Source organism: Pseudomonas sp. B21-051, from assembly GCF_024748795.1.
In the GTDB taxonomy this organism is placed as follows: domain Bacteria; phylum Pseudomonadota; class Gammaproteobacteria; order Pseudomonadales; family Pseudomonadaceae; genus Aquipseudomonas; species Aquipseudomonas putida_A.
This window is the reverse complement of record NZ_CP087166.1, coordinates 2,735,652-2,761,579: the sequence shown is the minus strand read 5'-3', so window position 1 is coordinate 2,761,579 and position 25,928 is coordinate 2,735,652. Positions and strand designations below refer to the sequence as shown.

Sequence of the window (25,928 nt, the reverse complement as noted above, 5' to 3'; positions counted from 1 at the left end):
AATTGCGCTTATCGATCACCCGGCTTTAAGGCTGACAATGCGACTGGCTTTCCCGACTTTGCTGTTCACTGCCGTGGCCCTGCTGTTGGGCGCCGCCGGTGTGGACGCTACCCCGCAACACGCGTTGACCGTCTATGGCGAACCGGCCAAATACCCGGCCGGTTTCAGCCACTTCGACTACACCAATCCGCAGGCGCCCAAGGGTGGCACCATGCGTCGCTCGGCGATAGAGATCGGGCATTTCGATCACATCCTGCCTTATATAGACAAGGGCATCGGCGTCACCCAGATCGACGGCATGCTCTATTCGCCGCTGGCCCAGCGCTCGATGGACGAGCCCTACACGGTCTACGGCCTGGTGGCGCAAAAGATGGAGCGCTCGGAGGATGGCCTGTCGCTGCGCTTCTTCATCAATCCCCAGGCGCGTTTCGCCGACGGCAAGCCGATCACTGCCGAAGACGTGCGCTACACCTATGACTTGCTGATGACCCAGGGCAGCCTGCGCTATCGCACGCAGTTCGCCGACGTCAAAGGCGTCGAAGTGGAAGCGCCGCTGACCGTGCGTTTCGATTTCAAGAGCAATGAGAACCGCACCTTGCCGCTGGACATCGCCACCCTGCCGGTATTCCCCGAGCACTGGTGGAAAACCCGCGACTTCGCTGGCGGCGGTGGCTATGAACCACCACTGGGCAGCGGCCCGTATCGGGTCGGCAAGGTTGACTCCGGGCGCAGCATCACCTTTGAGCGCAACCCCGATTGGTGGGGCAAGGATCTGCCGGTCAGTCGCGGCCTGTATAACTTCGATCACTTCAGCATCGAGTATTTCGGCGACACCGATGTCGCACGCCAGGTATTGCGCGGCGGTGCCTATGACTACAACCGTGAGTTTTCCGCCACCGGCTATTCGATCGGTTACGACAGCCCTGCGCTGAGTGACGGACGTTTGCAGAAAGCCCACCTGGCCACCGAGGCCCCGCAATCGGCTCAGGGGTTCGTGTTCAACCTGCAGAAACCGATGTTCCAGGATCGTCGGGTGCGCCAAGCGCTGGCGATGCTCTGGGATTTCGAATGGAGCAACCGGCAGATGATGCGCAACATGTACATCCGCCAGCAGAGCTATTTCTCCAATACCGCGCTGGCAGCCCGCGAGCTGCCGGATGCCGCCGAACTGAAAATCCTCGAGCCGTTGCGCGGGCAGGTTCCCGACGAGGTATTCACCCAAGTCTTCGAGGCGCCGAAAACCGATGGCAGCGGGCTGATCCGCGACAAGCAACTGCAAGCCCTTGAACTGCTCGAACAGGCTGGCTGGAAACCCGAGGGCGACCAACTGGTCAACGCCGAAGGCGAACCGTTGAGTTTCACCTTTCTGGTCAGCCAGAACGGCATGGATCGCCTGCTCCTGCCTTACAAACGCACGCTGAAACAGATCGGCATCGACCTGAATATCCGCCGCATCGACTCCTCGCAATACGTCAATCGCCTGATGAGCCGCGACTACGACATGATTGTCACCGGCTACCCGGTCAGCACGTCTCCGGGTGGCGAGTTGCTCAATTACTTCGGCTCGATATCGGCCAACGACCCCGGCGCCAACAACTACATGGTGCTGAAAAACCCGGCGGTCGACACATTGATCAACGGCCTGATCCGCGCCTCGACCCAGAGCGACATGCTGCACTACGCCCACGCGCTGGACCGGGTGTTGCAATGGAACTACTACTGGATTCCCAACTATTACCCGCCGGGCACCTCCACCGTCTGGTGGAACCGTTTCGGCATGCCGGCGATCCAGGCCAGCAATGACGAAGCCATCGAGAGCTGGTGGGAAATCAGCAGCACGCCGTTGACCAACCAGCAGATGACCGCCGAGAAAATCGGGCGTGGCAGACCCGGAGGACCGCATTGATGTGGGCTTACATTCTGCGGCGCCTGCTGCTGATCATTCCAACGCTGGTGATCATCCTGCTGGTCAATTTCGTGATCATTCAGGCGGCACCCGGCGGCCCGGTCGAACAGGCCATCGCCCATCTGCAAGGCATCGGTGGAGCGAGTGTCGGCGGCAGTTCCAGCGAAACCATGAGCAATACCTCGCGCGCCAGCCGCGGTCTCGATCCGCAACTGATCAAGGACATCGAAAAGCAATACGGTTTCGACAAACCGGCGCATGAGCGCCTGTGGCTGATGCTCAAGAACTACGCGCAGCTGGACTTCGGCAAAAGTTTTTTCCGCGGCGCGACGGTCACCGATCTGATTCTGGAAAAAATGCCGGTGACCATTTCCCTCGGCTTGTGGGCGACGCTGATCACCTATCTGGTGTCGATCCCGCTGGGCATCCGCAAAGCGGTGCATCACGGCAGCCATTTCGACATCTGGAGCAGCACCGCAATCATCATCGGCTATGCGATGCCGGCGTTTCTGTTTGCGATGTTTCTGATCGTGGTGTTTGCCGGTGGCACCTCATTGAATTGGTTTCCGGTGCGCGGACTGGTCTCGGACAACTTCGAATCGCTGTCGACGCTGGGCAAGATTGCCGATTACTTCTGGCACCTGGTGTTGCCGGTGACGGCGCTGGTGATCGGCGGTTTCGCCACGCTGACGATCCTCACCAAGAACTCGTTCCTCAATGAAATCACCCGTCAGTATGTGGTCACCGCCCGCGCCAAAGGCCTGAGCGAACGACGCGTGCTTTACGGCCATGTATTCCGCAACGCGATGCTGCTGGTGGTCTCGGGGATTCCGCAGGCGTTCATCAGTGTGTTCTTTGCCGGCTCACTGTTGATCGAAGTGATCTTCTCCCTCGACGGTCTCGGCCGAATGAGCTACGAAGCGGCGGTTTCCCGGGACTATCCGGTGGTGTTCGGCTCACTGTTCATCTTCACCCTGTTCGGCCTTCTGATAAAACTGATCGGCGACTTGTGCTACACCCTGGTCGATCCGCGTATCGACTTCGCCGCGAGGAACGCCTGATGTTCAAGCTCTCGCCTCTGGGCCGTCGCCGTTTTGCGCGTTTCAAGAAAAACCGCCGAGGCTGGTGGTCGATGTGGCTGTTTATCGGACTGTTCCTGGTGACGCTGGGCGGTGAACTGATCGCCAACGACAAGCCGCTGGTGGTCAGCTATCAGAACCAGCTCTACTTCCCGGTCTTCAAGCGCTACACCGAGCAGGAATTTGGCGGGCAACTGCCGTTCCAGGCCGATTACCGCAGTGACTATGTGCAGAACCTGATCCGCAAGGACGGTGGCTGGCTGCTGTTCCCGCCGATCCCGTTCAGCGATGACACGCCCAACTACGACCTCAATCAGCCTGCGCCGAGCCCGCCCTCAAAGGTCAACTGGCTCGGCACCGACGATCAGGCGCGTGATGTATTGGCGCGGGTGATTTTCGGTGCCCGGGTATCGATCCTGTTTGCCCTGATGCTGACCGCCGTCAGCGCGCTGATCGGCATCGCGGCCGGTGCCCTGCAAGGCTATTACGGCGGTTGGGTCGATCTGCTCGGGCAACGTTTGCTGGAGGTCTGGAGCGGATTGCCGGTGCTGTACCTGCTGATTATTCTGTCCGGTTTCGTCGAGCCGAATTTCTGGTGGCTGCTGGGGATCATGGCGCTGTTTTCATGGCTGGCGCTGGTAGATGTGGTGCGCGCCGAGTTCCTGCGCGGGCGTAATCTGGAATACGTCAAAGCGGCGCGCGCGTTGGGCCTGAGCGACCGCAAGGTGATTTTCCGGCACATCCTGCCCAATGCGATGAACGCGACGCTGAGTTATCTGCCGTTCATTCTGACCGGGGCGATTTCCACCCTCACCGCTCTCGACTTCCTCGGTTTCGGCATGCCCGCCGGCAGTGCCTCGCTGGGCGAGCTGATCGGCCAGGGCAAGCAGAACCTGCAAGCGCCGTGGCTCGGACTGACGGCGTTTTTCACCCTGGCGCTGATTCTTTCTTTACTGGTGTTCATCGGCGAAGCGTTACGTGACGCATTCGACCCTCGATCCTGAAGTGTGACCATGACTGATAACCTGATCGAAATCCGCGACCTGAACGTTGCCTTCCATGGCCAGCCGGCGGTGCGCAACCTGTGCCTGGACATCCGCCCCGGCGAGTGCCTGGCGCTGGTCGGCGAGTCGGGCTCGGGCAAATCGGTGACCGCGCATTCAATCCTGCAGTTGCTCCCCGAAGGCGATGCGCAAACCAGCGGCAGTATTCGCTATCGCGGTCAGGAACTGCTCGGCGCCGATCCGAAAGTGCTGCGTGAACTACGCGGCAACCGCATCGCGATGATCTTCCAGGAACCGATGACCTCGCTCAATCCGCTGCACACCATCGAAAAGCAGATCGGCGAAACCCTGCTGGTACATCGCGGCTTGGGCAGTAAGGCGGCGCAACAGCGCATCCTTGAACTGCTGGAACTGGTGGGCATTCAGAAACCCAAAGAGCGCCTCAAGGCCTATCCGCATCAACTGTCCGGCGGCCAGCGGCAACGGGTGATGATTGCCATGGCCCTGGCTTGCGAGCCGGAACTGCTGATCGCCGACGAGCCAACCACGGCCCTGGATGTGACGGTGCAGCGCAAGATCCTGCTGCTGCTCAAATCCTTGCAACAACGCTTGGGCATGTCGCTGCTGCTGATCAGTCACGACCTCAATCTGGTGCGCAGCATCGCGCAACGGGTGTGCGTGATGAAGGCTGGCGAAATCGTCGAGCAAGCCCCGTGCGAAACCCTGTTTACCGAGCCAAAGCATCCTTACAGCTGCGTGCTGCTCAACGCCGAGCCGGAAGGCGAAGCCCTGCCACGGGACGAACGCGAGAACGTGCTGCAGGTGGATGATTTGCGCGTCGAGTTCGTCGTCGGTGGCGGGCTGTTCCAGCGCAAACAATATTTGCGCGCGGTGGACGGCATCAGCCTGAATATCCAGCGCGGCAAAACCCTGGGCATTGTCGGTGAGTCCGGTTCGGGCAAGTCGACCCTGGGTCAGGCGATTCTTCGGTTGCTCGATTCCGAGGGCAGTATCCGTTTTCAGGGCACCGCCCTCGATGGCCTCGATCAGAAGCAATTGCGACCGTGGCGTCGGCAGATGCAGGTGGTGTTTCAGGACCCGTTCGGCAGCCTCAGTCCACGGATGTCCGTGGCGCAGATCATCAGCGAAGGGCTGGAGGTACACTGTCAGTCCAGCGCCGAAGAGTGCGATGCACAGGTGATCCGTGTACTCAAGGAAGTTGGCCTGGATCCGGAAAGCCGTCATCGCTACCCGCACGAATTTTCCGGTGGTCAGCGCCAGCGCATCGCCATCGCCCGCGCGCTGGTGCTGAAACCGGCGCTGATCCTGCTCGACGAGCCGACCTCGGCCCTCGACCGTACCGTGCAGAAACAAGTGGTCGCCCTGCTCCGCGATCTTCAGGAAAAACACGGCCTGACCTACCTGTTCATCAGCCACGACCTGGCGGTGGTGCGGGCGCTGGCGCATGACATGATCGTGATCAAGGACGGCAAGGTGGTTGAGCGCGGTGCCAGCCATGAGGTGTTCGACTCGCCGCAGCATCCTTACACCAAAGAGCTGTTGGCGGCGGCGCATCCAGGGTAGGCATAATCGGCGCTTGCCTTGATACCGAGTCGCAACATTCGCGAGCAGGCTCGCTCCCACAGGGGAACGCATTCCAAAATGTGGGAGCGAGCTTGCTCGCGAAGAGGCCCGAACAGACAATCCAAATTCCGGATCCGCCAACCCATGAACACCACCGAAAGCCTCAAGGACTACCAACGCGTGCGCACGCTGGCGATCCGTTCGCTGTTCGAGATCATCGAGCAGTCCAGCGAAGGCACGGTGATTGTCGATCGTGATGCGAACATCGTCTGGATGAACGAGCGTTATGCCCGGCGTTTTGGGCTGGAGTCGGCGAAAAAAGCCATCGGCAAACCCTGCGAAAGCGTGATCCCCGGCAGCCTGCTGCGTGAAGTGGTGCGCACCGGCCGACCGATCCTGCTGGACATGCAGGACACGCCGAAAGAGCCGCTGGTGGTGATGCGCCTGCCGATCCACGACGACGCCGGGGCGGTGATCGGCGCCATCGGTTTTGCCCTGTTCGATGAATTGCGCAGCCTGTCGCCGATGCTCAAGCGCTACCTGAGCATGCAGGAAGAACTGGCCTCGACCCGCTCGCTGCTGCGGGCGCGGCAGACCAAATACAACTTCGCCCATTTCATTGGCACCAGCAGTGCCAGCCTCGAAGTCAAACGCCGCGCCCGCCGCAGTGCCAGCGCCGAATCCCCGGTGTTGCTGCTTGGTGAAACCGGCACCGGCAAGGAGTTGCTGGCTCAGGCGATTCACAGCGCTTCGCCACGGGCGCACAAGGCGTTCGTCAGCATCAACAGCGCGGCCATTCCCGAAGCGCTGCTGGAAGCCGAATTCTTCGGTACTGCCCCCGGTGCGTTTACCGGCGCCGACCGCAAGGGTCGCACCGGCAAGTTACAGATCGCTCAGGGCGGTACGCTGTTTCTCGATGAGATCGGCGACATGCCGTTGCCGCTGCAAAGCAAACTGCTGCGGGTGCTGCAGGAAAAGGAGTTCGAGCCGGTTGGCTCCAACGACGTGATCCAGAGCGATGTGCGAGTGATCGCCGCGACTTCGACCGATCTGCAAGCCGCGATCAAGCGCGGTGAGTTCCGCGCCGACCTGTATTACCGACTTAACGTGCTGCCGATCCAGGTGCCGCCGCTGCGCGAACGTCTCGACGATCTGCCGGCACTCAGCGAGGCGATTCTTGAAGAACTGCGCAGTCAGCATGAGCTGAGTCGCGCAGCGCTGGATCTGCTCGGGCAACATGCGTGGCCGGGAAACATCCGCGAGTTGCGCAACGTGTTGGAACGCGCGGCGCTGCTCAGCGATGACCTAATCCTCACCGAAGAGGACATTCGCGCGGCCATCGGCACCTTTACCCCGGTTGAGCGCCCGTCGGTGCCGATGCTGGAACCGTTGGCGGAAGAGACTTTCGCCCAGGCGCGGCAGCGGTTTGACCGGCAGCTGATCCAGTCTGCCCTCGCGCAATGTGCGGGCAAAGTACCGGTGGCGGCGGCTCGGCTGGGGTTGGGGCGGTCGACTTTGTACAAGAAGATGTTGGCCTTGGGCATCGCCGAGTCTCAATAAAGAGATTTAGTCTCACTGGCGAGACATTCACTTCAAGATCAAAAGATCGCAGCCTTCGGCAGCTCCTACATGGGATTTCCGTATTAACCCTGTAGGAGCTGCCGAAGGCTGCGATCTTTTCGCCTCAAAAAGGTCTCACTATCGAGACAACCCTGCAGACACCTGACCGAAAACTCCAGTAAAACCCTTATATTTCAATACCTTGAATATCTGGCACAGATCTCGCTAAAGCCTCTTCCTACACCCGCAACACCCACAAAAATAACAATCCCTGGAGACACTCCATGAGTGTGATCATTGCCTTGGCAGCCCTTGCGCTGCTGATGCTCGCCGCCTACCGTGGCTACAGCGTCATCCTCTTCGCCCCGATTGCCGCCCTCGGCGCTGTCCTGCTGACCGACCCCTCTGCCGTTGCCCCTGCCTTCACCGGGGTGTTCATGGAGAAAATGGTCGGTTTCATCAAACTGTATTTTCCGGTGTTCCTGCTCGGTGCCGTGTTCGGCAAGTTGATCGAATTGTCGGGGTTCTCCCGTTCGATCGTGGCGGCGGCGATTCGCTTGCTCGGCACCCGTCAGGCGATGCTGGTGATCGTGCTGGTTTGCGCCCTGCTCACCTACGGCGGCGTGTCGTTGTTCGTGGTGGTGTTTGCGGTGTATCCGTTTGCCGCCGAAATGTTCCGCCAGAGCAATATCCCCAAGCGCCTGATCCCGGCGACCATCGCCCTCGGCGCGTTCTCGTTCACCATGGACGCCCTGCCCGGCACGCCGCAGATCCAGAACATCATCCCCAGCACCTTCTTCAACACCACCGCGTGGGCCGCGCCGTGGCTGGGGGTGATCGGCACGATTTTCGTGTTCTGCGCCGGCATGCTGTTCCTGCAGCGCCAACGCAACAAAGCGCAGCGTGCCGGCGAAGGTTATGGCACCGAGCTGCGTAACGAGCCGGAAACCGCCGAAGACCTGAAGCTGCCGAACCCATGGCTCGCCCTGTCGCCGCTGCTGGCGGTGGGCATCATGAACCTGCTGTTCACCCAGTGGATTCCGCAGTGGTACGGCAAGACCCACAGCCTGGCGCTGCCGGGGATGGCCACGCCGGTGACCACGGAAATCGCCAAGCTCACGGCGATCTGGGCGGTGCAGGCGGCATTGCTGATCGGCATCCTGATGGTGCTGGTGTTCGGCTTCAAGGCGATCCGCAGCAAACTCGCCGAAGGCAGCAAAAGCGCGGTCAGCGGCGCACTGCTGGCGGCGATGAACACCGCCTCGGAATACGGTTTCGGCGCGGTAATCGCTTCGTTGCCGGGCTTTCTGGTGTTGGCCGACTGGCTCAAGCAAATCCCCAATCCGCTGGTCAATGAAGCGATCACCGTGACACTGCTGGCGGGCATCACCGGCTCGGCGTCGGGCGGCATGAGCATCGCGCTGGCGGCGATGTCCGAGCAGTTCATCGCAGCGGCGCACGCGGCGAACATTCCGCTGGAAGTGCTGCACCGCGTGGCCGCGATGGCCAGCGGCGGCATGGACACCCTGCCGCACAACGGCGCGGTGATCACCCTGCTGGCGGTCACTGGCCTGACCCACCGCGAAGCCTATAAAGACATTTTCTGTATTACGCTGATCAAGACCCTGGCGGTCTTCGTAGTGATCGGCACTTTCTACGCCACTGGCATTGTGTGAGGTATTCATGACGACTCTTTCGGGCAAGACCGCACTGGTTACCGGCTCCACCAGCGGCATCGGTCTGGGCATCGCCCTGAGCCTGGCGAAGGCCGGCGCCGACCTGATTCTCAACGGTTTCGGCGATGCGTCGAGCGTGATCGCCGAAGTCGGCCAGTTCGGCGGCAAGGTCGGTCACCATCCGGCGGACGTCAGCGATCCGGCGCAGATTGCCGAGATGATCGCTTACGCCGAGCGCGAATTCGGCGGCGTCGACATTCTGGTCAACAACGCCGGGATTCAGCACGTGGCCGCCGTTGAGGAGTTTCCGGTGGAACGCTGGGACTCGATCATCGCGATCAATCTGTCATCGGTGTTCCACAGCACCCGCCTGAGCCTGCCGGGCATGCGCGCCAAGGGTTGGGGGCGGATCGTCAACATTGCCTCGGTGCATGGTCAGGTGGGTTCGACTGGCAAGGCTGCGTATGTTGCGGCCAAGCATGGAGTGATCGGCTTGACCAAAGTGGTTGGCCTGGAAACGGCTACCAGCAATGTGACCTGCAACGCGATCTGCCCGGGCTGGGTATTGACGCCGCTGGTGCAGAAACAGATCGATGATCGTGCCGCCAAAGGCGTCGAGCCGCAGCAGGCGCAGCATGATTTGCTAGCGGAGAAGCAGCCGTCGCTGGAGTTCGTCACGCCGCAGCATCTGGGGGAATTGGTGTTGTTTCTATGCAGCGAGGCTGGCAGCCAGGTGCGCGGGGCGGCGTGGAATATTGATGGGGGCTGGTTGGCGCAGTAAACAGCGCAAGCCCCCTGTGGCGAGGGAGCTTGCTCCCGCTGGGTGGCGAAGCCGCCCCCGGCAATTTACGACTGCTGCGCAGCCGATCGGGAGCAAGCTCCCTCGCCACAGAACTAAGTGCTGCACCCTGGCCTGCGTGCTCGAACAACACAACAAGAGGCAAACCAATGTCCGACCTCCTCTGGCAACCCGATGCCGAGCGCATCGCCCAATCGCGAATGGATCAGTTCCGCCGCGACATCAATCAGCGTCATGGCCTGGCGCTGAGCAGCTACACCGATCTGCACCGTTGGAGCGTGGATCAGCGCGCAGCGTTCTGGCAGGCGATCGTCGACTTCTTCGACATCCGCTTTCACACCCAGCCCGACACTGTCCTGCGTGAAGGCGCGCAGATGCCCAGTGCCGAATGGTTTCCCGGCGCGACCCTGAATTTTGCCGAACACCTGCTGCGCCGTCGTGACGATGCCGTTGCAGTGATCGCCGTGGCGGAAAACGGTCAGCGCGAACAGCTGACCTGGGCCGAACTGGCCGAGCACGTCGCCGGTTTTCAGGCCAGCCTGCAAGCCGCCGGTGTCGGCCTCGGTGATCGGGTGGCCGCGTGCATGCCCAACACCTGGCAGACCCTGGTGGCGATGCTCGCGACCACCAGCCTCGGCGCTATCTGGTCGTGCTCGTCGCCGGACTTCGGCACCCACGGCGTGATCGACCGTTTCGGCCAGATCGAACCCAAAGTGTTGATCACTTGCGCCGGCTACCGCTACGCCGGTAAAGACATCGACCAGACCAGCAAGGTCAACGAAATCCTCGCGCAACTGCCATCGTTGCAGCAGTTGATCATCGTGCCCTACGCTCGCGCGCAGGCCCGTACCGAGGATTACCGAACCCACGCCAACGTGACGTTGTGGGACGAGTTCTACCAACCCGGAGGCGAACTGCGGTTTGTCCCGGTGCCGTTCAATCACCCGTTGTACGTGTTGTATTCCAGCGGCACCACCGGCGTGCCGAAATGCATCGTGCACAGCACCGGCGGCGTGCTGCTGCAGCATGCCAAGGAGCATGGGCTGCACGTCGACCTCGGCCCCGGTGACCGCTTGTTCTACTACACCACTTGCGGCTGGATGATGTGGAACTGGCTGGTCTCGGCCCTCGCGGTCGGCAGCGCGGTGGTGCTGTATGACGGCTCGCCGTTTCACCCGGACAACCGCCGCCTGCTTGATCTGATCGACGACGAGCGCATCAGTGTGTTCGGCACCAGCCCCAAGTTTCTCGCGACACTGGAAAGCAGCGGTTTGAAGCCTGCGCACAGCCATGATCTGAGTAGCCTGAAGACCCTGCTGTGCACCGGCTCCGCGCTGTCGCCGCAGAGTTATGACTTCGTCTACCGCGACTTCAAGCGCGATGTGTGCCTGGCGTCGATGTCCGGCGGCACCGATGTGGTGTCGTGCTTCGTCAACGGCAACCCGCTGTCGCCCGTGCGTCGGGGCGAAATCATGGGCAAGAGCCTGGGCATGGCGGTTGAAGTATGGAATGACAAAGGCGTCGCAGTGATCGGCGAAAAAGGCGAACTGGTCTGCACCCGACACTTCCCGGCGATGCCCGTCGGGCTGTGGCATGACCCTGATGGCGCAAAACTGCGCAAATCCTATTTCAGCATGTTCCCCGGTGTCTGGGCCCAGGGCGACTACGCCGAGCAATTGCCCCACGGTGGGATGCTGATCCACGGCCGCTCCGACGCCGTGCTCAACCCCGGCGGCGTGCGCATCGGCACGGCGGAAATCTATCGTCAGGTCGAGAAAGTCCCGCAGGTGCTGGACAGCGTGGCGATCGGACAGCAATGGCAAGACGATGTGCGCGTAGTGCTGTTTGTCCGTCTGCAGGATGGCGTGACGCTGGATGACGCCCTGCAACAGCAGATCCGCCAGGTGATCCGCGCCAATACCACACCGCGCCATGTGCCGGCGAAGATCGTCGCGGTGACCGATATTCCGCGCACCATCAGCGGCAAGGTGGTCGAACTCGCGGTGCGCAATGTGGTGCACGGCGAGCCGGTGAAAAATACCGATGCGTTGGCCAATCCGGAGGCGCTGGAGCAGTTTCGCAATCGCCCGGAGCTGTCGGATTAACGTTGATCCTGTAGGAGCCAGGCTGCTGGCGATGGCGGCGCATCAGTTGATATTTGGATGAATGACACTCCGCTATCGCCAGCAGGCTGGCTCCTACAGGGGAACGGTGTTCAGTCCATCAGGCCCCACTCGCCTGATGATGAAGGCGCGGGCGCCGGGCCCGCCTCGGCGTGCAGCTTCAAACGCAGGCGCAGATTATTTTGCGAATCGGCATGTTTGAGCGCTTCGTCCTCACTGATCACGCCCTCCACCACCAGCCCGTACAGCGCCGCGTCGAATGTCTGCATGCCGACCTCGCCGGACTTCTCCATGATGCCCTTGAGTTCGCCCAACTCGTTGCGGCGGATCAGGTCGGCGATGGTCGGCGTGCCGAGCATCACCTCGACCGCCGCCCGGCGCTGGCCGTCCAGCGTACGCACCAGCCGTTGCGAGACGAACGCCTTGAGATTGTTGCCCAGCGCATGCAGCAACTGCGGGCGGCGCTCTTCGGGGAACAGATTGACGATACGGTCCAGCGCCTGATTGGCATTGTGCGCATGCAGCGTCGACAGCACCAGGTGCCCGGTGTCGGCAAATGTCAGCGCATGCTCCATGGTTTCGCGGTCGCGGATCTCGCCGATCAGCACCACGTCCGGGGCCTGACGCAGGGTGTTTTTCAGCGCCGCATGGAAACTGCGGGTATCGACGCCGACTTCGCGTTGATTGATGATCGAGCGCTGGTGTCGATGGATATACTCCACCGGGTCTTCGATGGTGATGATGTGCCCGCTGCTGTGGCGATTGCGGTGATCGATCAATGCGGCCAGCGAGGTGGATTTGCCGGAGTCGGTGGCACCAACGAACAGGATCAGCCCTTGTTTGAGCATTACCGTTTCCAGCAGTACCGGCGGCAGTTTCAGGTCTTCGAAGCGCGGGATATCGAGTTTGACGTTGCGGATCACGATTGACACATCATTGCGTTGCTTGAAGATGTTCACCCGAAAACGCCCGATGCCCGTACGGGAAATTGCCAGGTTCATTTCCAGATCCCGATCGAACTCGCGCCGTTGCTCGGCGTCCATCAGGGAGTTGGCGATGGTCTCGACCTCGCCGGGCTTGAACGGCCGCTCGCTGAACGGCGTCAGCACGCCATCGATGCGCGCACTGGGTGGCGCTCCCGTGGACAGGAACAGGTCAGAGCCGTGCTGGCTCGACAGACGGAGCAACAGTGCATCGATTTCCATGGCAATAAGCACCCGCGAAGCATTCAATGAACAGAAATGACCCGCTGTCGTGACGTCACGGGTCATACAGCGTCTACCGCAAGTGCAAGAATAGTAGATGCCAACGCACTGACCGACGCTCAGGATACATGTGATGAACGCAGCACCCTCCCCCGATGACGCCCAAGCCCTGATCGCCCGTACCGACTGGAGCCGCACTCCGTTGGGCGCTTCTGGCACCTGGCCGCAAAGCCTGCGCACCGCGGTGGACATCGTGATTCACTCACCGATGCCGATGCTGCTGTTGTGGGGGCCGCAGCTCACGCAGATCTACAACAATGGCTTTGCAATGCTCGCCGGGAGCAAGCATCCGCACGCTTTCGGACAGCCCGCGCACCTTATATGGCCGGAACTTCAGGACTTTACCGACCCGATTTATCGAGCCGTCCTACAAGGCCAGGTGCGCACCTACAGCGAGCGGCGATTTACCCTGCAACGCGAAGGCATAGAGTCCGACTTCTGGCTGGACCTGACCTACAGCCCCATCCGCGATGAAAACACCCAGGTGGCGGGGATTCTGGTAACGGCCATCGAAACCAACGAACGCCGGCGCATCGCCCTCGAATTGCAACGCCGCTCCGAAGAAAGTCTCAAGGCCCAGCGCGACACTGAAGAACGCCTGCAACTGGCGCTGGCCGCCACCGATGCGGTCGGCACCTGGGATTGGGATATCGGCGAAGACCGCTTCATCGCCGACGCCCATTTCGCCCAGTTGCACGGCATCGACCCGACACAGGCGGGCCAGTTGCCGATCAGCGACTACCTGCAAGGCGTGCACCCCGAAGACCGCGCCCTGATCGCCCGCAGCATCAAGCATTGCATCACCCACGGCACCGAGTACGCCGAGGAATATCGCCTGCTCAAAGCCGACGGCGAGCTGCGTTGGGTGTTTGCCCGGGGCCGCTGTTACAAGGATCACCACGGGCGGCCAGTGCGCTTCCTCGGCGCAGCGCTGGACCTGACCGAGCGCAAGCACACCGAGCAGGCGCTGCGCCAGAGTCAGACGGAATTGCAGCTGATCATCAATGCAATGCCGATCCTCATCAGTTACGTCGACCACGAAGAGCGCTTTCGCCTGAACAATGCGGCGTATCTGGACTGGTACGGCCTCACGCCGCAGGAGTTGTATGGCCGCACCATCCGCGAAGTGATCGGCGAAGAAGCCTACTTCCTGCGCGCGCCGTATATTGCCGAAGCGCTGGCCGGGCGGCCCTGCTCGTTCAGCCTGTACACCCCGCATCGCGACGGCAGCAACCGCCATGCGCTGATGAATTACCTGCCGCGCCACGGCGCCGACGGCTCAGTCAACGGTTTCTATATTTTCGTAATCGACGAATCCGAACGAAAAAAAACCGAAGAAGCCCTGCGCAATCTCAATGAAACCCTGGAGGAACGGGTCAGCGCCCGTACCGAACAACTGGCCCAGGCCAATCAACGCCTGCAGAACGAGATGTTCGAACGCGAGCGCGCCGAAGATGCGTTGCGCCATGCGCAGAAAATGGAAGCGGTCGGCCAGCTCACCGGCGGTATCGCCCACGACTTCAACAACATGCTCACCGGGATCATCGGCAGCCTTGACCTGATGCAGCGTTACATAGCCGACGGCCGCGCCGATGAAATCGGCCGTTTCACCGAAGCGGCGGTGTCGTCGGCCAACCGAGCGGCGGCGCTGACCCATCGCCTGCTGGCGTTCTCGCGTCGGCAGTCGCTGGATCGCAAGACCCTCAACGTCAACGAGCTGATTCATTCGCTGGAGGATTTGATCCGCCGCACCAAGGGCGACCCGATCGAACTCACGCTGCGCCTGGCCGACGATGTCTGGCCGATCAGCACCGACGTCAGCCAACTGGAAAATGCCCTGCTCAACCTGGTGATCAACGCCCGCGACGCCATGCCCGATGGCGGCGAGCTGTTGATCGAAACCGCCAACGTCTACCTCGACGGCAACGACATCACCACCCTCGAACCGGTCAAGGCCGGCGACTACCTGATGCTCGCGGTCAGCGACAACGGCACCGGCATGACGCCGTCGGTGCGCGCCAAGGCGTTCGATCCGTTCTTCACCACCAAACCGATCGGCCAGGGCACCGGGCTGGGGCTGTCGATGATCTATGGTTTCGCCCAGCAGTCGGGCGGCCATGTCAGCCTCGACAGTCTGCCGAATCAGGGCACTTGTGTGCGCTTGTACTTGCCGCGCCTGAACCTGCTGGAACCGGAACGGCCAGCCGTGGAAACCCTCGGTGCCGCGCCGACGGCCACTTGCGGGGAAACCGTGGTGGTGGTTGAAGATGACCCGGCGGTACGCATGCTGGTCCTCGATCTGCTCAAGGAGCTGGGTTACCTCGCCCACGAAGCCGCCGACGCCAGGGCCGCCCTGCCGCTGCTCGAATCGGAGCTGCGTGTGGATCTGCTGGTGACCGACGTCGGCCTGCCGGGGATGAATGGCCGGCAACTGGCGGAAATCGCCCGCCAGCACCGCCCAGGCCTGAAAGTGCTGTTCATGACCGGTTACGCGCAGAAAGCCGCCGAGCGTCAGGGCTTTCTGGAGGATGGCATGGACATGGTGGCCAAGCCGTTTTCGATTGAAGTGCTGGCCAACAAGATCCGCGAGATGATCAACCAAACGCCGTCACTTGAGGCATAATCCCGCGCCCCGCCGTCACCCCGTTACAGGTATCGCACGATGAAAGCCCAAGCCCGCCACATTCTGGTGAAAACCGCCGAAGAGGCCGAACAACTCAAGCAACGCATTGCCAAGGGCGAAGCGTTTGATGTGCTGGCGAAGAAATACTCGACCTGCCCGTCCGGCAAACGCGGCGGTGATCTGGGTGAAGTGCGGCCGGGGCAGATGGTCGGCGCGATCGATGCGGTGATCTTCAAGAAGCCGCTGCGCACGGTGCATGGGCCGATCAAGAGCAAGTTCGGCTATCACCTGGTGCAGGTGTTTTTCCGCGATTGACCTGTTTCCCTGTTTCCCTGTAGGAGCTGCCGAAGGCTGCGATCTTTTGATCTTAAAAAAGCAAAATCAAAAGATCGCAGCCTGCGGCAGCTCCTACAGGGATAGTTGTCAGTCCTTGGGGATCAGGGCTCCCGGCACCTGAATCACCCGACTCGCCAGCCAATGCCCCGCCTGCGCCGCCTCGACCGGGCTGCCTCCCAGCAAACGCCTGGCCAGATACGCCGCACTGAACGAATCCCCCGCCGCCGTCGTATCCACGACCTTGTCGACCTGCTGCGCCGGCACTTCGAACGCCTCGCCATCACAACGAATCAGACACGCCTCGGCGCCGCGCTTGAGTACCACTTCCGGCGTGCCGATCTGCGCGTACGCCTCGAACACCGCGTCGCAATCGGTAAAATGGAACAGCGCCTGCTCGTCATCCACGGTCAGTAACGCCAGATCGACATGCGGCAGCACGCTGCGATAGGCCGCCCGCGCCTCTTCCTGCGAAGCCCACAAGCGTGGTCGATAATTGTTGTCGAAGACGATCCGTGCATCGCGCTGGCGGGCTTCGATCAGGGTCTGGATCAAGCGTTCGCGGCCCTTCGCACCTAACACCGCAAGGGTGATGCCGCTGAAATACAGCACGTCGTAGTCCGCCAGCGCCGCCAGAATCGGCTCGGCCGCTGGAGTGGTGAAGCAATCGCGCACCGCCGCTTCATTGCGCCAGTAGAGGAAACGCCGTTCACCGTTGGCATCGGTCTGAATGCAGTACAGGCCCGGCAAGCGACCGGGCAGACGCTGCACAAGATCCAGGCCGATACCTTCATCGGCCCAGCTCTGGCACATGGCGTCGCTGAAGCTGTCGTCGCCGAGCGCGGTGACGTAATCGACCTGGGCTCTGTCGCCGAGGGCGCGGGACAGGTACACCGCGGTGTTCAAGGTATCGCCGCCGAAGCTTTGCTGCAGGCTGCCATCGGCGCGGTGCTGGAGTTCAATCATGCACTCGCCGATCAGGGCGATGCGCGGGGTGTTCGGGCCCAGGGGGCTGAGGCTGGTCATCGGGTGTGTCTCTGGTTGATCGTTGGTGTCTGGACTGGCGCCTTCGCGAGCAGGCTCGCTCCCACAATTTGGAATGCGTTCCCCTGTGGGAGCGAGCCTGCTCGCGAATGGCCGCGACTCGGTCTCAAGCCTTAGAAACAAGTCTCCATGCTCTCGACCACCGCCAACTGCTCATCCACCAGCAACCCCACCCGCCACTTGTCGAAGGTCAGGCACGGGTGCGAGGTGCCGAAGGAAATGATATCGCCCACCCGCAATTCACCCCCCGGCGCCACGGTCATGAACGCATGCTGGTCCATCACCGCCGTCACCTTGCACGCGCCTACATCGTCGCCCACTGCCGGCAACACACCGGCCTTGTAGCGCAGCAACGGCACCGGCAGGCCGGCATCGAACGCCACGTCGCGCTTGCCGAGGGCGATCACCGCAAAACCCGGCTCCGGCAGCGATTGCACATGGGCCCAGACTTCCAGCGCCGGGCGCAATCCTTCGTGCAGATCGCTACGACGATCCAGTACGCAGCATTGCGCTTCCTTGTAGATGCCATGGTCATGCGCCACGTAACTGCCCGGGCGCAGCACGCTGAGGAAGCGTCCGCTGGCGTTCTGCGACTCGAACGACTCGGCGATCAGGTCGTACCACGCCGACCCCGAGGCAGTGATGATCGGCTTGGCAATGGCAAACGCGCCACTGTCCTGCAACTGCACCGCCAGGCGCACCAGCGACGCGGCGAATTCACGAATGCCGCTGACCGCGTGATCACCGTGGATCACCCCTTCATAACCCTCGATGCCGGTCAGGGCCAGCGCCGGTTGCGCGTTGATCGCCTGGGCCAGCGCGATGACTTCCTGCTCGCTGCGGCAACCGCAGCGGCCACCGACCACGCCATACTCGATCATCACATTCAACTTCACTCCGCGCGAGGCGAAGTAGGCGCCGAGATCGGCGACGTTGTCCGGGTGGTCGACCATGCAGTAGAAATCGAAATCCGGGTCGGCCAGCAGATCGGCAATCAGCGCCATGTTCGGCGTGCCGACCAGTTGGTTGGCCATCAACACCCGGCGCACGCCGTGGGCATATGCGGCGCGGGTCTGGGTGGCGCTGGCCAGGGTGATGCCCCAGGCGCCGGCGTCGAGCTGACGCTGGAACAGCGCCGGGGTCATGCTGGTCTTGCCGTGCGGCGCGAGCTCGGCGCCGCTGTCGCTGACGAACTTCTGCATCCAGCGAATGTTGTGCTCCAGCGCCTCGCGGTGCAGCACCAGCGCCGGCAGGCTGACGTCACGCACAAGCTGCGCGCCAATGGCAGCGCCGCCCTTTTCCACAGCGGTATTGATGGCAGTCGTCATGGTCAAACTCCTCGCATTCAGTCGCGGCCCCAAGCAGCCGCGGTTATTCGTTGATGCGCCGGGCGAGGCTGTTGGCGCTCTCGATCAGCACCCGGCGATAGTCGTCATAATTGTTATTCGCATCGGCCCGTGGGGCGACGATGCACAGGGTGCAAATGGCCACGCCGCTGGGGTCTTTGACCGGCGCGGCGAAGCAATGGGTGAAGGTGTCGGCCACGCTGTCGAAGGAGAAAAAGCCGTCGATGCCGGCCTGGCGGATCTCTGCCAGGAAGCGCTCCAGCGGCAGGCGTTCGCCGTCGGGCAGGATGTAGTCGTCTTCGTCGATCAGGTCGATGATCTGCTGATCACTCAAATGCGCCAGCAGCAGGCGTCCGGACGCGGTCCACGGGATCGGCGCGTTTTCGCCGATGTCGGAGGAAATGCGGAAATGCCGCTCGCCCTCCTTCATCAGTGCCACCGTGTATTTGCGCCCGTTGAGCAGGCACATTTGCGCGGTTTCCCGGGTCTGGCTGACGATTTCCTGCAAGGCATGATCGGCCTCGCGGCTGAGGTCGAAATGGCGCAGGTGCGCCTGCCCGAGGAAGTACAACTGGCGACCGAGATAGACGTGACCGTCCTTGCCCACCGGCTCCAGAATCCGTCGTTCCAGCAGCGATGCCACCAGTTCGTAGACCGTGGATTTCGGGCTGCCGATGCCATTGGCGATGTCGTTCGGACGCAGCGGCTGGCCGATCTCCTTGAGGAAATCGAGGATATCGAACGCCCGATCCAGCCCACGGGCCCGGCGCTTGATGGTGTCTTCGGTCATGTCAGTACTCACTCAAAATGCCTCTGTAGGAGCTGCCGCAGGCTGCGATCTTTTGATCTTGCCTTTGTGGCGCATCCAAAATTTCCAAAAGATCGCAGCCTTCGGCAGCTCCTACAAGAGCCGGCGTCAATCAGGCCTTTTTCTTGTACGCGATGCAATCGATCTCGACCTTGCAATCGACCATCATGCTCGCCTGCACACAGGCCCGTGCCGGGGCGTGTTCAGGCTTGAAGTACTCGCCGAAAACCTTGTTGAAACTGCTGAAATCCCGTGGATCATCCAGCCAGACGCCGGCGCGCACCACGTCCTCCAGGCCATAACCGGCCTCTTCGAGAATCGCGATCAGGTTTTTCATGGTCTGGTGGGTCTGCTCGACGATGCCGCCAACGATGATCTCGCCATCCACCGCCGGCACCTGGCCGGACACGTGCAGCCAGCCATCCGCTTCAACGGCACGCGCGAAGGGACGTGGCTGACCGCCAGCGGCGGTGCTGCCGGTGCCGTATCGAGTAATGCTCATGGGTACTTCTCCTGATTACAAAGCAAAATTAGAACCGCGTGCTCTTGAGAAACTCAGCCAGACGCGGTGATTGCGGGCGTTCGAACAGCTCCTTGGGCGGCCCCTGCTCTTCGATGCGCCCCTGATTCATGAACACGATCTTGTCCGAAACCTCGAAGGCGAAACGCATCTCGTGGGTCACCAGCAACATGGTCATGCCGTCTTCGGCCAGGCCTTTGATCACGTTCAGCACTTCACCGACCAGTTCCGGGTCGAGGGCCGAGGTGACTTCGTCGAACAGCATCAGGCTCGGGTTCATCGCAATCGCCCGGGCAATCGCCACACGCTGTTGCTGCCCGCCGGACAACTGCCCGGGAAAGTGATTGCGCCGCTCCAGTAGACCGACCCGCTCCAGCCATTTCTCGGCCAGCACCACGGCTTGGTCCCTGTGCATTTTCTTTACCTTCAGCAGACCGAGGGTGACGTTCTGCAAGGCGGTCAGATGCGGGAACAGGTTGAACTGCTGGAACGCCATGCCGGTCATGGCGCGATGGCGGGCGATGACTTTTTCGGCGTGACGCACACGTTTACCGCCGACCTCGTCGTAGCCGATGGACTCGCCGTCGAGCAGGATCTGCCCGCCCTGAAACTCTTCGAGCATGTTCACGCAGCGCAGCAAGGTGGTCTTGCCCGAACCGCTGGAGCCGATCAGCGTCACGACGTTGCCACGCTGCATGCTCAGGTCGACGCCCTTAAGCACTTCGACTGCGCCGTACTGCTTGTGCAGGCCACGGATGTCCAGCAGCGGCTGAGCGTTCTGAACGTTGGAAACTTGAGCTTGAGTCATGGCAGGGCCACCCGCTTTTCAATGTGCCGGCCGAGTAATTCGATGCCGTAGTTGATGACGAAGAACAGAAAACCGGCGAACAGGTAGAACTCCAGGGTCATGAAGGTCCGGGCGATGATCTGTTGGGTGCTGAGTAGCAATTCGGCGACGCCGATCACCGAGAGCAAGGTCGAAGCCTTGACGATTTCGGTGGACGAGTTGACCCAGGTCGGCAGGATTTGCCGCAACGCCTGGGGCAACAGCACGTAACCGAGAGACTGATAAAACGTCAGGCCGATCGCCTTGCTCGCTTCCATCTGCCCGCGTGGCAATGCCTGCAAGGCACCGCGCACAATCTCCGCGACGTGTGAGCCGCAGAACAGCGTCAGGCCCAGCGCACCGGCCTGAAACGCGCTGATCTGCCAGCCCAGCGCCGGCGCCATGTAGAAGCAGGCCAGCACCAATACAAACACCGGCGTGCCGCGAATCAGGTCAACATAAAAGCGGAATGGCGCGCGCATCCAGAACTTGCCGTAAGTCAGCACCAGACCGGTGACGACGCCAAGCAGCGTGCCGAACAGAATCGCCAGCGCCGACACCTGCACACTGGTCAGGAAGCCTTGCAGCAACGTCTCGCGTGCTACCCACAATTCATGCAACCAACTGGGAGATTCGTACATCGCAGCCTCCTATCGGCGGATCGCCAGACGCTGCTCGAGGTAACGCAGCAGCATGGCAATGAGGTAACAGGCCGCGACATACAACGCCGTGGTCACCAGCCAGGTTTCGATCACCCGGTAGCTTTCGACGTTGATCTTGCGCGCGTAATAGGTCAGCTCCGGCACCGCAATCGCGGCGGCCAGCGAGGTGTCCTTGAACAGTGAGATGAAGTTGTTCGACAGCGCCGGCAACACGTTGCGCAGCATGACCGGCACGGTGACGTAGGCCTTGACCTGCCACTCACCGAGACCGATCGCCAGCCCCGCTTCGCGCTGGCCTTTGGGGATGCTCAGCAAGCCGCCACGGAACACTTCGGTCAGATAGGCACCCGCGTACAGCGACAGCGTGATGATGAACGACGGGATCTTGTCCAGACGAATGCCCAGGCTTGGCAAGGCAAAGTAGATCAACAGAATCAACACCAGAATCGGCGTGTTACGCACCACCGTGACGTACACCGAGGCCAGCACCCGCAGGGCGCGATGCTTCGAGAGCAAGGCAAACGCCATCAGCAGGCCGATCACGCAGCCGATGGCGATCGACACCAGCGCCAGTTCAAGGCCCAGACCGAGCCCTGCCAGCAAGGTGTCGAAATCGCGCCACACGGCAGCAAAGTTCAACTGATAGTTCATGGTCAGCAGTACCTTGAGCGGGGCGCGTACAGGCGCCCCACTCTCACGGGATCATTTGAATTCGACAGGGAAACCGATCGCCGGCGACGGCAGGTCGACACCGAACCATTGCTTGAAGGATGCAGCGTAAGTCGGGAACTCAACGCCGGTCATGGCTTCATGCAGAGTGGTGTTGACGAAGTTCAGCCAGTCCTGATCGCCGCGTTTGACTGCGCAGGCGTAGGTCTGTGGGCTCCACGCGTAGGTCGGGCTGCGGTAGCGGCCAGGGTTCTGCACCATCAGGTATTTGACCGAAGACTGGTCGGTGGCGGCGGCATCAGCGCGACCGGAGTTCACCGCCTGATACATCAGGTCGACGCTGTCGTACTGATCGACTTTGGCCTTGGGCAGCGCCTGATGCACCAATTCTTCGGCGTAGACGTTTTGCAGCACGGCCACAGTAACGCTGTCACCGGCCGCTTGCAGGTCCTCGATTTCCTTGTACTTGCTGTTGGCTGGCAGCAGCAGGCCGACGCCTTCGCGGTAGTACGGCAAAGTGAACGCCACTTGCTGCGCACGGCTGGCGGTAACGGTGATGAACTGGCAGCTCATGTCGACCTTGTCGGTCAGCAGATTGGGAATTCGCGCATCGGACGACTGCACGACGAACTCGACCTTGTTCGGGTCATTGAACAGCCCTTTGGCCACCATCCTGGCGATATCAATATCAAAGCCCTGCAACTTGCCGTCCGCCCCCTGAAAGTGCCACGGCGCATTGGTGCTGCCGGTGCCGACAATCAGCTTGCCCCGGGCCAGAACACTGTCGAGCTTGCTATCGGCTGCCTGGGCCATGCCCATCACAGCGGACGAAGCCGCAAGAACAAAAACACACGCTTTGAACAACGAGGGACGGCGATGCATGGCAAGCACTCCAGGATGATGTTTATTCCGCTATACCGGAACACGGTTTGTTACTACGGAATAGACAGCAGAAAGTGTGCCACAGGAAGCAGTGACCGTTTCGTAAATAAAAACGTACTTTGAATCAGCGGGTTACATTCTGGAGGTCACCTTGGTACGCGGACGCATGGAAATCCAGCGCTACGATTGGCAACAAAGTTGGGCATTGGTGACACGTTTGGTGAGCACTCAGCACCCTTTCGGTGTTGCCGGGATCGGATTGGATTGAATCCGATCTCGACGAGCTCTTTTCTGTGAGAGTCAGCTTCTTACCCTGCGTTTCAGTCGTTAAGGGTCAAGAAATCTGAACGAGCTTGATCTTGCGAAACTTCCCGCCGGCCTGGTGCCCATTCAGCCCCAACGAAAACCAATCCTTTTTACCCTCTGCAACTTCAGTAACCTCGAAATCAATCGAGCGGTGCGAGTAATCCCTCCCACGCTGAATTTTTAGCTCTTGCCGGTAACCCGTCATCTCCAGAGCCAGATTCACGTAGCTCTCGGAAGCCTCGCGAAAAAGAGATTCAAAGCTCAGACGGTACGTGCCGATGTCCAGTTCCACTGTTTGGCTCACCATGACACCCCACTCTACTTGACAATAACCGTCACGGAACCCGGCCTTCGCTTTTGGATTTGGTTTATAAATTTGCCAGTGCTCTTTGCCTTGAGAAAAATCACCATTGAGAATCAGATTTTCTGCACTCATGTTTGCAAGTCCCGTCGTGAGTCGAACACCTCCGTGCGTCATTGGGAATCAATGTGCTCAGGAAGCGGCCCATTCATTCAACGCTCAGAAAAGTATTCGCACACCTGTCAGGTCTGACAGTAGACACGCTTTGGTTTCTGCTCTTAACTTTCGAATCGTTCTCGGATGGTCACTGAAAAGGAGATAACAGTGAGCACGATGACCTCTTCTTCCCGCTTGGCCCCTATTTACCGCAAAGCCCTGAAAACCTGGCGTCCGGTGATCCTGTACTTCGCCAACGAACACTGCCCCGCCTGCGAATGGGCCGGGCCGGTGTTTCGCGAGGTCGCCGAGCCGTATCGGCTGCGGGCGAACATCTACATGCTCAATACCAGCGAGTCGCCGCGCCATCCGCAGGTCACCGGCACACCGACCGTGCTGTTCTACAAGAACGGCAAGTTGCTGAAGAAGCTCAAAGGGATTGGCACAGAGGAAACACTGGCGGCGGACTTTGCCCGGCATATTGGCAGGACCAGGGCACCGGTGGTACAGCAGAAACCACGACATGACCTGGGCTGGCTGCGTCGCACCTTGCGGAACCTTTGCACCATCCCGCGCGCGCAGTCACTGCGACACCACGCGATATCCCTGTAGGAGCTGCGGCACGCTGCGATCTTTTGATCTTAAAAAACAGAATCAAAGATCGCAGCGTGCCGCAGCTCCTACAGGGGATATCCGCGTTTAAGCGGTATCGCGCACCAGCAACACCTGCGTCACCCGACGTTCCTCAACGGCTTTGACGGTCATTTGCCAGCCTGCGTACTGCAGCCGATCGCCGATCATCGGCAAGCGATCCAGCAGGCTCATCACCAGTCCGGCCAGGGTCTGATAGTCCTCGGTCGGTTCGGCGCCAAACCCGGTGCGCTGGCGGACACGCGTCAGGTTCAACGCGCCGTTGACGACAAACCCGCCCTGCTCCTCGATCACGTCGGGGCCTTCGATTTCGCTGGCATCGGGCAATTCGCCGGCAATCGATTCGAGGATGTCGGTCATGGTCAACACGCCGACGAAGTCACCAAATTCATTGACCACGAAGGCGATGTGGGTCGACGCCGAGCGCATCTGTTCCAGCGCATTGAGGATCGAATAGCTGTCGAGCAGGTTGATGGTCTTGCGCGCCAGGTGCTCCAGATTCGGCTCGGTACCGGCCAGGTACTCCTTGAGCAGTTCCTTCTTGTGCACGAAGCCCAGCGGTTCATCCACTGCGCCGTCGCGAATCAGCGGCAGACGTGAATACGACGAATGCATCAATTTTGTGCGAATCGTTTCGACATCGTCGGCCAGATCGATGGTGTCTACATCGGCACGCACGGTCATCAGATTACGAATCGGCCGCTCGGCCAGTTGCAGCACACCACTGATCATCACCCGCTCGCGGCGATCGAACAGCTCCGCACTCGGGGCTTCGCCGTCATCCAGCAGATCGGAGATTTCCTCGCCGACCTCCTCCGCCTCCAGCTTGCGCCCGCCCAGCAGACGCATTACCGCGTGGGCCGTGCGCTCACGTATGGGGCGCAGGCCTTGCATCGAACGCTTGCGTCGGGCCCGGGCGATCTGGTTGAACACCTCGATCAGGATCGAGAAACCAATCGCCGCGTACAGATAGCCTTTCGGGATGTGAAAACCCAGGCCTTCAGCCGTCAGGGCGAAACCGATCATCATCAGGAAGCCCAGACACAGCATGATCACCGTCGGGTGCGCATTGACGAAGCGGGTCAGCGGCTTGCTGGCGACGATCATCAGGCCGATGGAAATGATCACCGCGATCATCATCACCGCCAGTTCATCGACCATGCCGACTGCAGTGATTACCGCGTCCAGCGAGAACACCGCGTCGAGCACCACGATCTGCGCGACGATCGGCCAGAACAGCGCGTAAGCGGCGTTGGTCGAACGCTGACCGATGTGGCCTTCGAGTCGTTCGTGCAGTTCCATGGTGGCCTTGAACAACAGGAATACACCACCGAACAGCATGATCAGGTCACGACCGGAGAAGCTCTTGCCGAACACCTCGAACAACGGCTGCGTGAGGGTCACCAGCCAGGAAATACTCGCCAACAGGCCCAGGCGCATGATCAGCGCCAACGACAGGCCGATGATTCGCGCACGATCGCGCTGATGCGGCGGCAGTTTGTCTGCCAGGATGGCGATGAACACCAGGTTGTCGATACCCAGCACCAGTTCCAGCACGATCAGAGTCAACAAGCCTAACCAGGCCGTGGGATCCGCTAACCATTCCATAAAATGTCTCGATCTCTCTTCAGTGAATTCAGGCTGCCGGACACGGCAAAGTGCAACGCGAAGGCTCTGAAGCCGCGTTGTCAACGATAGACGGGAGTCGGAAAACCGGATGCTGCGAGTACGTCAAGACCGCGCCATGGCGCGAGGAGAAGGTACGACTGGGAGGCTCCAAGAGGGTGTTCATGCAAATCCTGAAT

General features: G+C 60.9%; 22 protein-coding genes. 11 read left to right on the top strand and 11 right to left on the bottom strand.

Going from position 1 to position 25,928, the window contains the following annotated elements:
- The first annotated feature begins 37 nt into the window (after nucleotides 1-37).
- The 8 genes from LOY52_RS12295 (at nucleotide 38) to LOY52_RS12260 (ending at nucleotide 11,713) form a co-directional block, all read left to right on the top strand.
- Nucleotides 38-1,906, top strand: a complete 1,869-nt coding sequence (locus LOY52_RS12295; protein WP_258679652.1) for an extracellular solute-binding protein — start codon at nucleotides 38-40, stop codon at nucleotides 1,904-1,906.
- A complete protein-coding gene (locus LOY52_RS12290) occupies nucleotides 1,906-2,967 on the top strand; it encodes a microcin C ABC transporter permease YejB (protein ID WP_027612667.1) in 1,062 nt (353 codons plus the stop codon). Before LOY52_RS12295 ends, LOY52_RS12290 begins: the two co-directional genes overlap by 1 nt.
- Complete coding sequence (locus LOY52_RS12285) at nucleotides 2,967-3,989, top strand: ABC transporter permease (protein ID WP_258679651.1); 1,023 nt, start codon at nucleotides 2,967-2,969, stop codon at nucleotides 3,987-3,989. Before LOY52_RS12290 ends, LOY52_RS12285 begins: the two co-directional genes overlap by 1 nt.
- A gap of 9 nt (nucleotides 3,990-3,998) precedes the next feature.
- Nucleotides 3,999-5,573 carry an ABC transporter ATP-binding protein gene (locus tag LOY52_RS12280; RefSeq protein ID WP_258679650.1) on the top strand — a complete coding sequence of 525 codons (1,575 nt, stop codon included), beginning with the start codon at nucleotides 3,999-4,001 and terminating at the stop codon, nucleotides 5,571-5,573.
- Between the two features lie 144 nt (nucleotides 5,574-5,717).
- A complete protein-coding gene (locus LOY52_RS12275; RefSeq protein ID WP_258679649.1) occupies nucleotides 5,718-7,133 on the top strand; it encodes a sigma-54-dependent Fis family transcriptional regulator in 1,416 nt (471 codons plus the stop codon).
- Between the two features lie 284 nt (nucleotides 7,134-7,417).
- Nucleotides 7,418-8,809 (top strand): GntP family permease, encoded by a 1,392-nt coding sequence (locus LOY52_RS12270; protein ID WP_258679648.1) that lies wholly within the window; start codon nucleotides 7,418-7,420, stop codon nucleotides 8,807-8,809.
- Nucleotides 8,810-8,816: 7 nt separating this feature from the next.
- A complete protein-coding gene (gene hbdH / locus LOY52_RS12265; protein WP_258679647.1) occupies nucleotides 8,817-9,590 on the top strand; it encodes a 3-hydroxybutyrate dehydrogenase in 774 nt (257 codons plus the stop codon).
- Nucleotides 9,591-9,757: 167 nt separating this feature from the next.
- Complete coding sequence (locus LOY52_RS12260; RefSeq protein WP_258679646.1) at nucleotides 9,758-11,713, top strand: acetoacetate--CoA ligase; 1,956 nt, start codon at nucleotides 9,758-9,760, stop codon at nucleotides 11,711-11,713.
- Nucleotides 11,714-11,823: 110 nt separating this feature from the next.
- Here the strand turns inward: LOY52_RS12260 and LOY52_RS12255 are convergent, their stop codons facing one another.
- Nucleotides 11,824-12,936, bottom strand: a complete 1,113-nt coding sequence (locus LOY52_RS12255) for a PilT/PilU family type 4a pilus ATPase (RefSeq protein WP_258679860.1) — start codon at nucleotides 12,934-12,936, stop codon at nucleotides 11,824-11,826.
- 133 nt (nucleotides 12,937-13,069) lie between these two features.
- Here LOY52_RS12255 and LOY52_RS12250 point away from each other — a divergent pair, with 133 nt between their 5' ends.
- Entirely contained in the window at nucleotides 13,070-15,619 is a 2,550-nt protein-coding gene (locus LOY52_RS12250) for a PAS domain-containing sensor histidine kinase (RefSeq protein WP_258679645.1), read from the top strand.
- A gap of 39 nt (nucleotides 15,620-15,658) precedes the next feature.
- Entirely contained in the window at nucleotides 15,659-15,934 is a 276-nt protein-coding gene (locus tag LOY52_RS12245) for a peptidylprolyl isomerase (RefSeq protein WP_003225447.1), read from the top strand.
- Between the two features lie 108 nt (nucleotides 15,935-16,042).
- Here LOY52_RS12245 and LOY52_RS12240 read toward each other — a convergent pair whose 3' ends face one another.
- The 9 genes from LOY52_RS12240 to LOY52_RS12200 all read right to left on the bottom strand — a co-directional run bounded on the left by LOY52_RS12240 (nucleotide 16,043) and on the right by LOY52_RS12200 (nucleotide 23,451).
- Entirely contained in the window at nucleotides 16,043-16,978 is a 936-nt protein-coding gene (locus LOY52_RS12240) for a sugar kinase (RefSeq protein ID WP_258679644.1), read from the bottom strand.
- A gap of 131 nt (nucleotides 16,979-17,109) precedes the next feature.
- Nucleotides 17,110-18,324: an amino acid deaminase gene (locus LOY52_RS12235; protein WP_258679643.1), complete on the bottom strand. Its 1,215-nt coding sequence runs from the start codon at nucleotides 18,322-18,324 to the stop codon at nucleotides 17,110-17,112.
- Between the two features lie 43 nt (nucleotides 18,325-18,367).
- On the bottom strand, nucleotides 18,368-19,132 hold the full coding sequence (locus LOY52_RS12230) for an IclR family transcriptional regulator (RefSeq protein ID WP_258679642.1): 765 nt from the start codon (nucleotides 19,130-19,132) through the stop codon (nucleotides 18,368-18,370).
- Between the two features lie 130 nt (nucleotides 19,133-19,262).
- Complete coding sequence (locus LOY52_RS12225; protein ID WP_007912330.1) at nucleotides 19,263-19,652, bottom strand: RidA family protein; 390 nt, start codon at nucleotides 19,650-19,652, stop codon at nucleotides 19,263-19,265.
- Between the two features lie 28 nt (nucleotides 19,653-19,680).
- Complete coding sequence (locus tag LOY52_RS12220) at nucleotides 19,681-20,478, bottom strand: amino acid ABC transporter ATP-binding protein (RefSeq protein ID WP_258679641.1); 798 nt, start codon at nucleotides 20,476-20,478, stop codon at nucleotides 19,681-19,683.
- A complete protein-coding gene (locus LOY52_RS12215) occupies nucleotides 20,475-21,137 on the bottom strand; it encodes an amino acid ABC transporter permease (protein ID WP_083368959.1) in 663 nt (220 codons plus the stop codon). Before LOY52_RS12215 ends, LOY52_RS12220 begins: the two co-directional genes overlap by 4 nt.
- Nucleotides 21,138-21,146: 9 nt before the next feature.
- Complete coding sequence (locus tag LOY52_RS12210; RefSeq protein ID WP_003225455.1) at nucleotides 21,147-21,809, bottom strand: amino acid ABC transporter permease; 663 nt, start codon at nucleotides 21,807-21,809, stop codon at nucleotides 21,147-21,149.
- Nucleotides 21,810-21,860: 51 nt separating this feature from the next.
- The gene (locus tag LOY52_RS12205; protein ID WP_047294802.1) at nucleotides 21,861-22,709 is read right to left on the bottom strand and encodes a transporter substrate-binding domain-containing protein; all 849 of its coding nucleotides are present in this window, start codon (nucleotides 22,707-22,709) and stop codon (nucleotides 21,861-21,863) included.
- 334 nt (nucleotides 22,710-23,043) lie between these two features.
- Complete coding sequence (locus LOY52_RS12200) at nucleotides 23,044-23,451, bottom strand: hypothetical protein (RefSeq protein WP_258679640.1); 408 nt, start codon at nucleotides 23,449-23,451, stop codon at nucleotides 23,044-23,046.
- Between the two features lie 198 nt (nucleotides 23,452-23,649).
- Here LOY52_RS12200 and LOY52_RS12195 point away from each other — a divergent pair, with 198 nt between their 5' ends.
- Nucleotides 23,650-24,084 carry a co-chaperone YbbN gene (locus LOY52_RS12195; RefSeq protein ID WP_258679859.1) on the top strand — a complete coding sequence of 145 codons (435 nt, stop codon included), beginning with the start codon at nucleotides 23,650-23,652 and terminating at the stop codon, nucleotides 24,082-24,084.
- Nucleotides 24,085-24,171: 87 nt separating this feature from the next.
- Here LOY52_RS12195 and LOY52_RS12190 read toward each other — a convergent pair whose 3' ends face one another.
- Nucleotides 24,172-25,731, bottom strand: coding sequence for a TerC family protein (locus LOY52_RS12190; RefSeq protein ID WP_258679639.1), 1,560 nt, complete (start codon nucleotides 25,729-25,731; stop codon nucleotides 24,172-24,174).
- Nucleotides 25,732-25,928 lie beyond the last annotated feature (197 nt).

Coding starts and splice junctions, on each gene's coding strand:
- LOY52_RS12295 (WP_258679652.1), top strand. CDS start 38: ATGCGACTGGCTTTCCCGACTTTGCTGTTCACTGCCGTGGCCCTGCTG.
- LOY52_RS12290 (WP_027612667.1), top strand. CDS start 1,906: ATGTGGGCTTACATTCTGCGGCGCCTGCTGCTGATCATTCCAACGCTG.
- LOY52_RS12285 (WP_258679651.1), top strand. CDS start 2,967: ATGTTCAAGCTCTCGCCTCTGGGCCGTCGCCGTTTTGCGCGTTTCAAG.
- LOY52_RS12280 (WP_258679650.1), top strand. CDS start 3,999: ATGACTGATAACCTGATCGAAATCCGCGACCTGAACGTTGCCTTCCAT.
- LOY52_RS12275 (WP_258679649.1), top strand. CDS start 5,718: ATGAACACCACCGAAAGCCTCAAGGACTACCAACGCGTGCGCACGCTG.
- LOY52_RS12270 (WP_258679648.1), top strand. CDS start 7,418: ATGAGTGTGATCATTGCCTTGGCAGCCCTTGCGCTGCTGATGCTCGCC.
- hbdH (WP_258679647.1), top strand. CDS start 8,817: ATGACGACTCTTTCGGGCAAGACCGCACTGGTTACCGGCTCCACCAGC.
- LOY52_RS12260 (WP_258679646.1), top strand. CDS start 9,758: ATGTCCGACCTCCTCTGGCAACCCGATGCCGAGCGCATCGCCCAATCG.
- LOY52_RS12255 (WP_258679860.1), bottom strand. CDS start 12,936: ATGGAAATCGATGCACTGTTGCTCCGTCTGTCGAGCCAGCACGGCTCT.
- LOY52_RS12250 (WP_258679645.1), top strand. CDS start 13,070: ATGAACGCAGCACCCTCCCCCGATGACGCCCAAGCCCTGATCGCCCGT.
- LOY52_RS12245 (WP_003225447.1), top strand. CDS start 15,659: ATGAAAGCCCAAGCCCGCCACATTCTGGTGAAAACCGCCGAAGAGGCC.
- LOY52_RS12240 (WP_258679644.1), bottom strand. CDS start 16,978: ATGACCAGCCTCAGCCCCCTGGGCCCGAACACCCCGCGCATCGCCCTG.
- LOY52_RS12235 (WP_258679643.1), bottom strand. CDS start 18,324: ATGACGACTGCCATCAATACCGCTGTGGAAAAGGGCGGCGCTGCCATT.
- LOY52_RS12230 (WP_258679642.1), bottom strand. CDS start 19,132: ATGACCGAAGACACCATCAAGCGCCGGGCCCGTGGGCTGGATCGGGCG.
- LOY52_RS12225 (WP_007912330.1), bottom strand. CDS start 19,652: ATGAGCATTACTCGATACGGCACCGGCAGCACCGCCGCTGGCGGTCAG.
- LOY52_RS12220 (WP_258679641.1), bottom strand. CDS start 20,478: ATGACTCAAGCTCAAGTTTCCAACGTTCAGAACGCTCAGCCGCTGCTG.
- LOY52_RS12215 (WP_083368959.1), bottom strand. CDS start 21,137: ATGTACGAATCTCCCAGTTGGTTGCATGAATTGTGGGTAGCACGCGAG.
- LOY52_RS12210 (WP_003225455.1), bottom strand. CDS start 21,809: ATGAACTATCAGTTGAACTTTGCTGCCGTGTGGCGCGATTTCGACACC.
- LOY52_RS12205 (WP_047294802.1), bottom strand. CDS start 22,709: ATGCATCGCCGTCCCTCGTTGTTCAAAGCGTGTGTTTTTGTTCTTGCG.
- LOY52_RS12200 (WP_258679640.1), bottom strand. CDS start 23,451: ATGAGTGCAGAAAATCTGATTCTCAATGGTGATTTTTCTCAAGGCAAA.
- LOY52_RS12195 (WP_258679859.1), top strand. CDS start 23,650: ATGACCTCTTCTTCCCGCTTGGCCCCTATTTACCGCAAAGCCCTGAAA.
- LOY52_RS12190 (WP_258679639.1), bottom strand. CDS start 25,731: ATGGAATGGTTAGCGGATCCCACGGCCTGGTTAGGCTTGTTGACTCTG.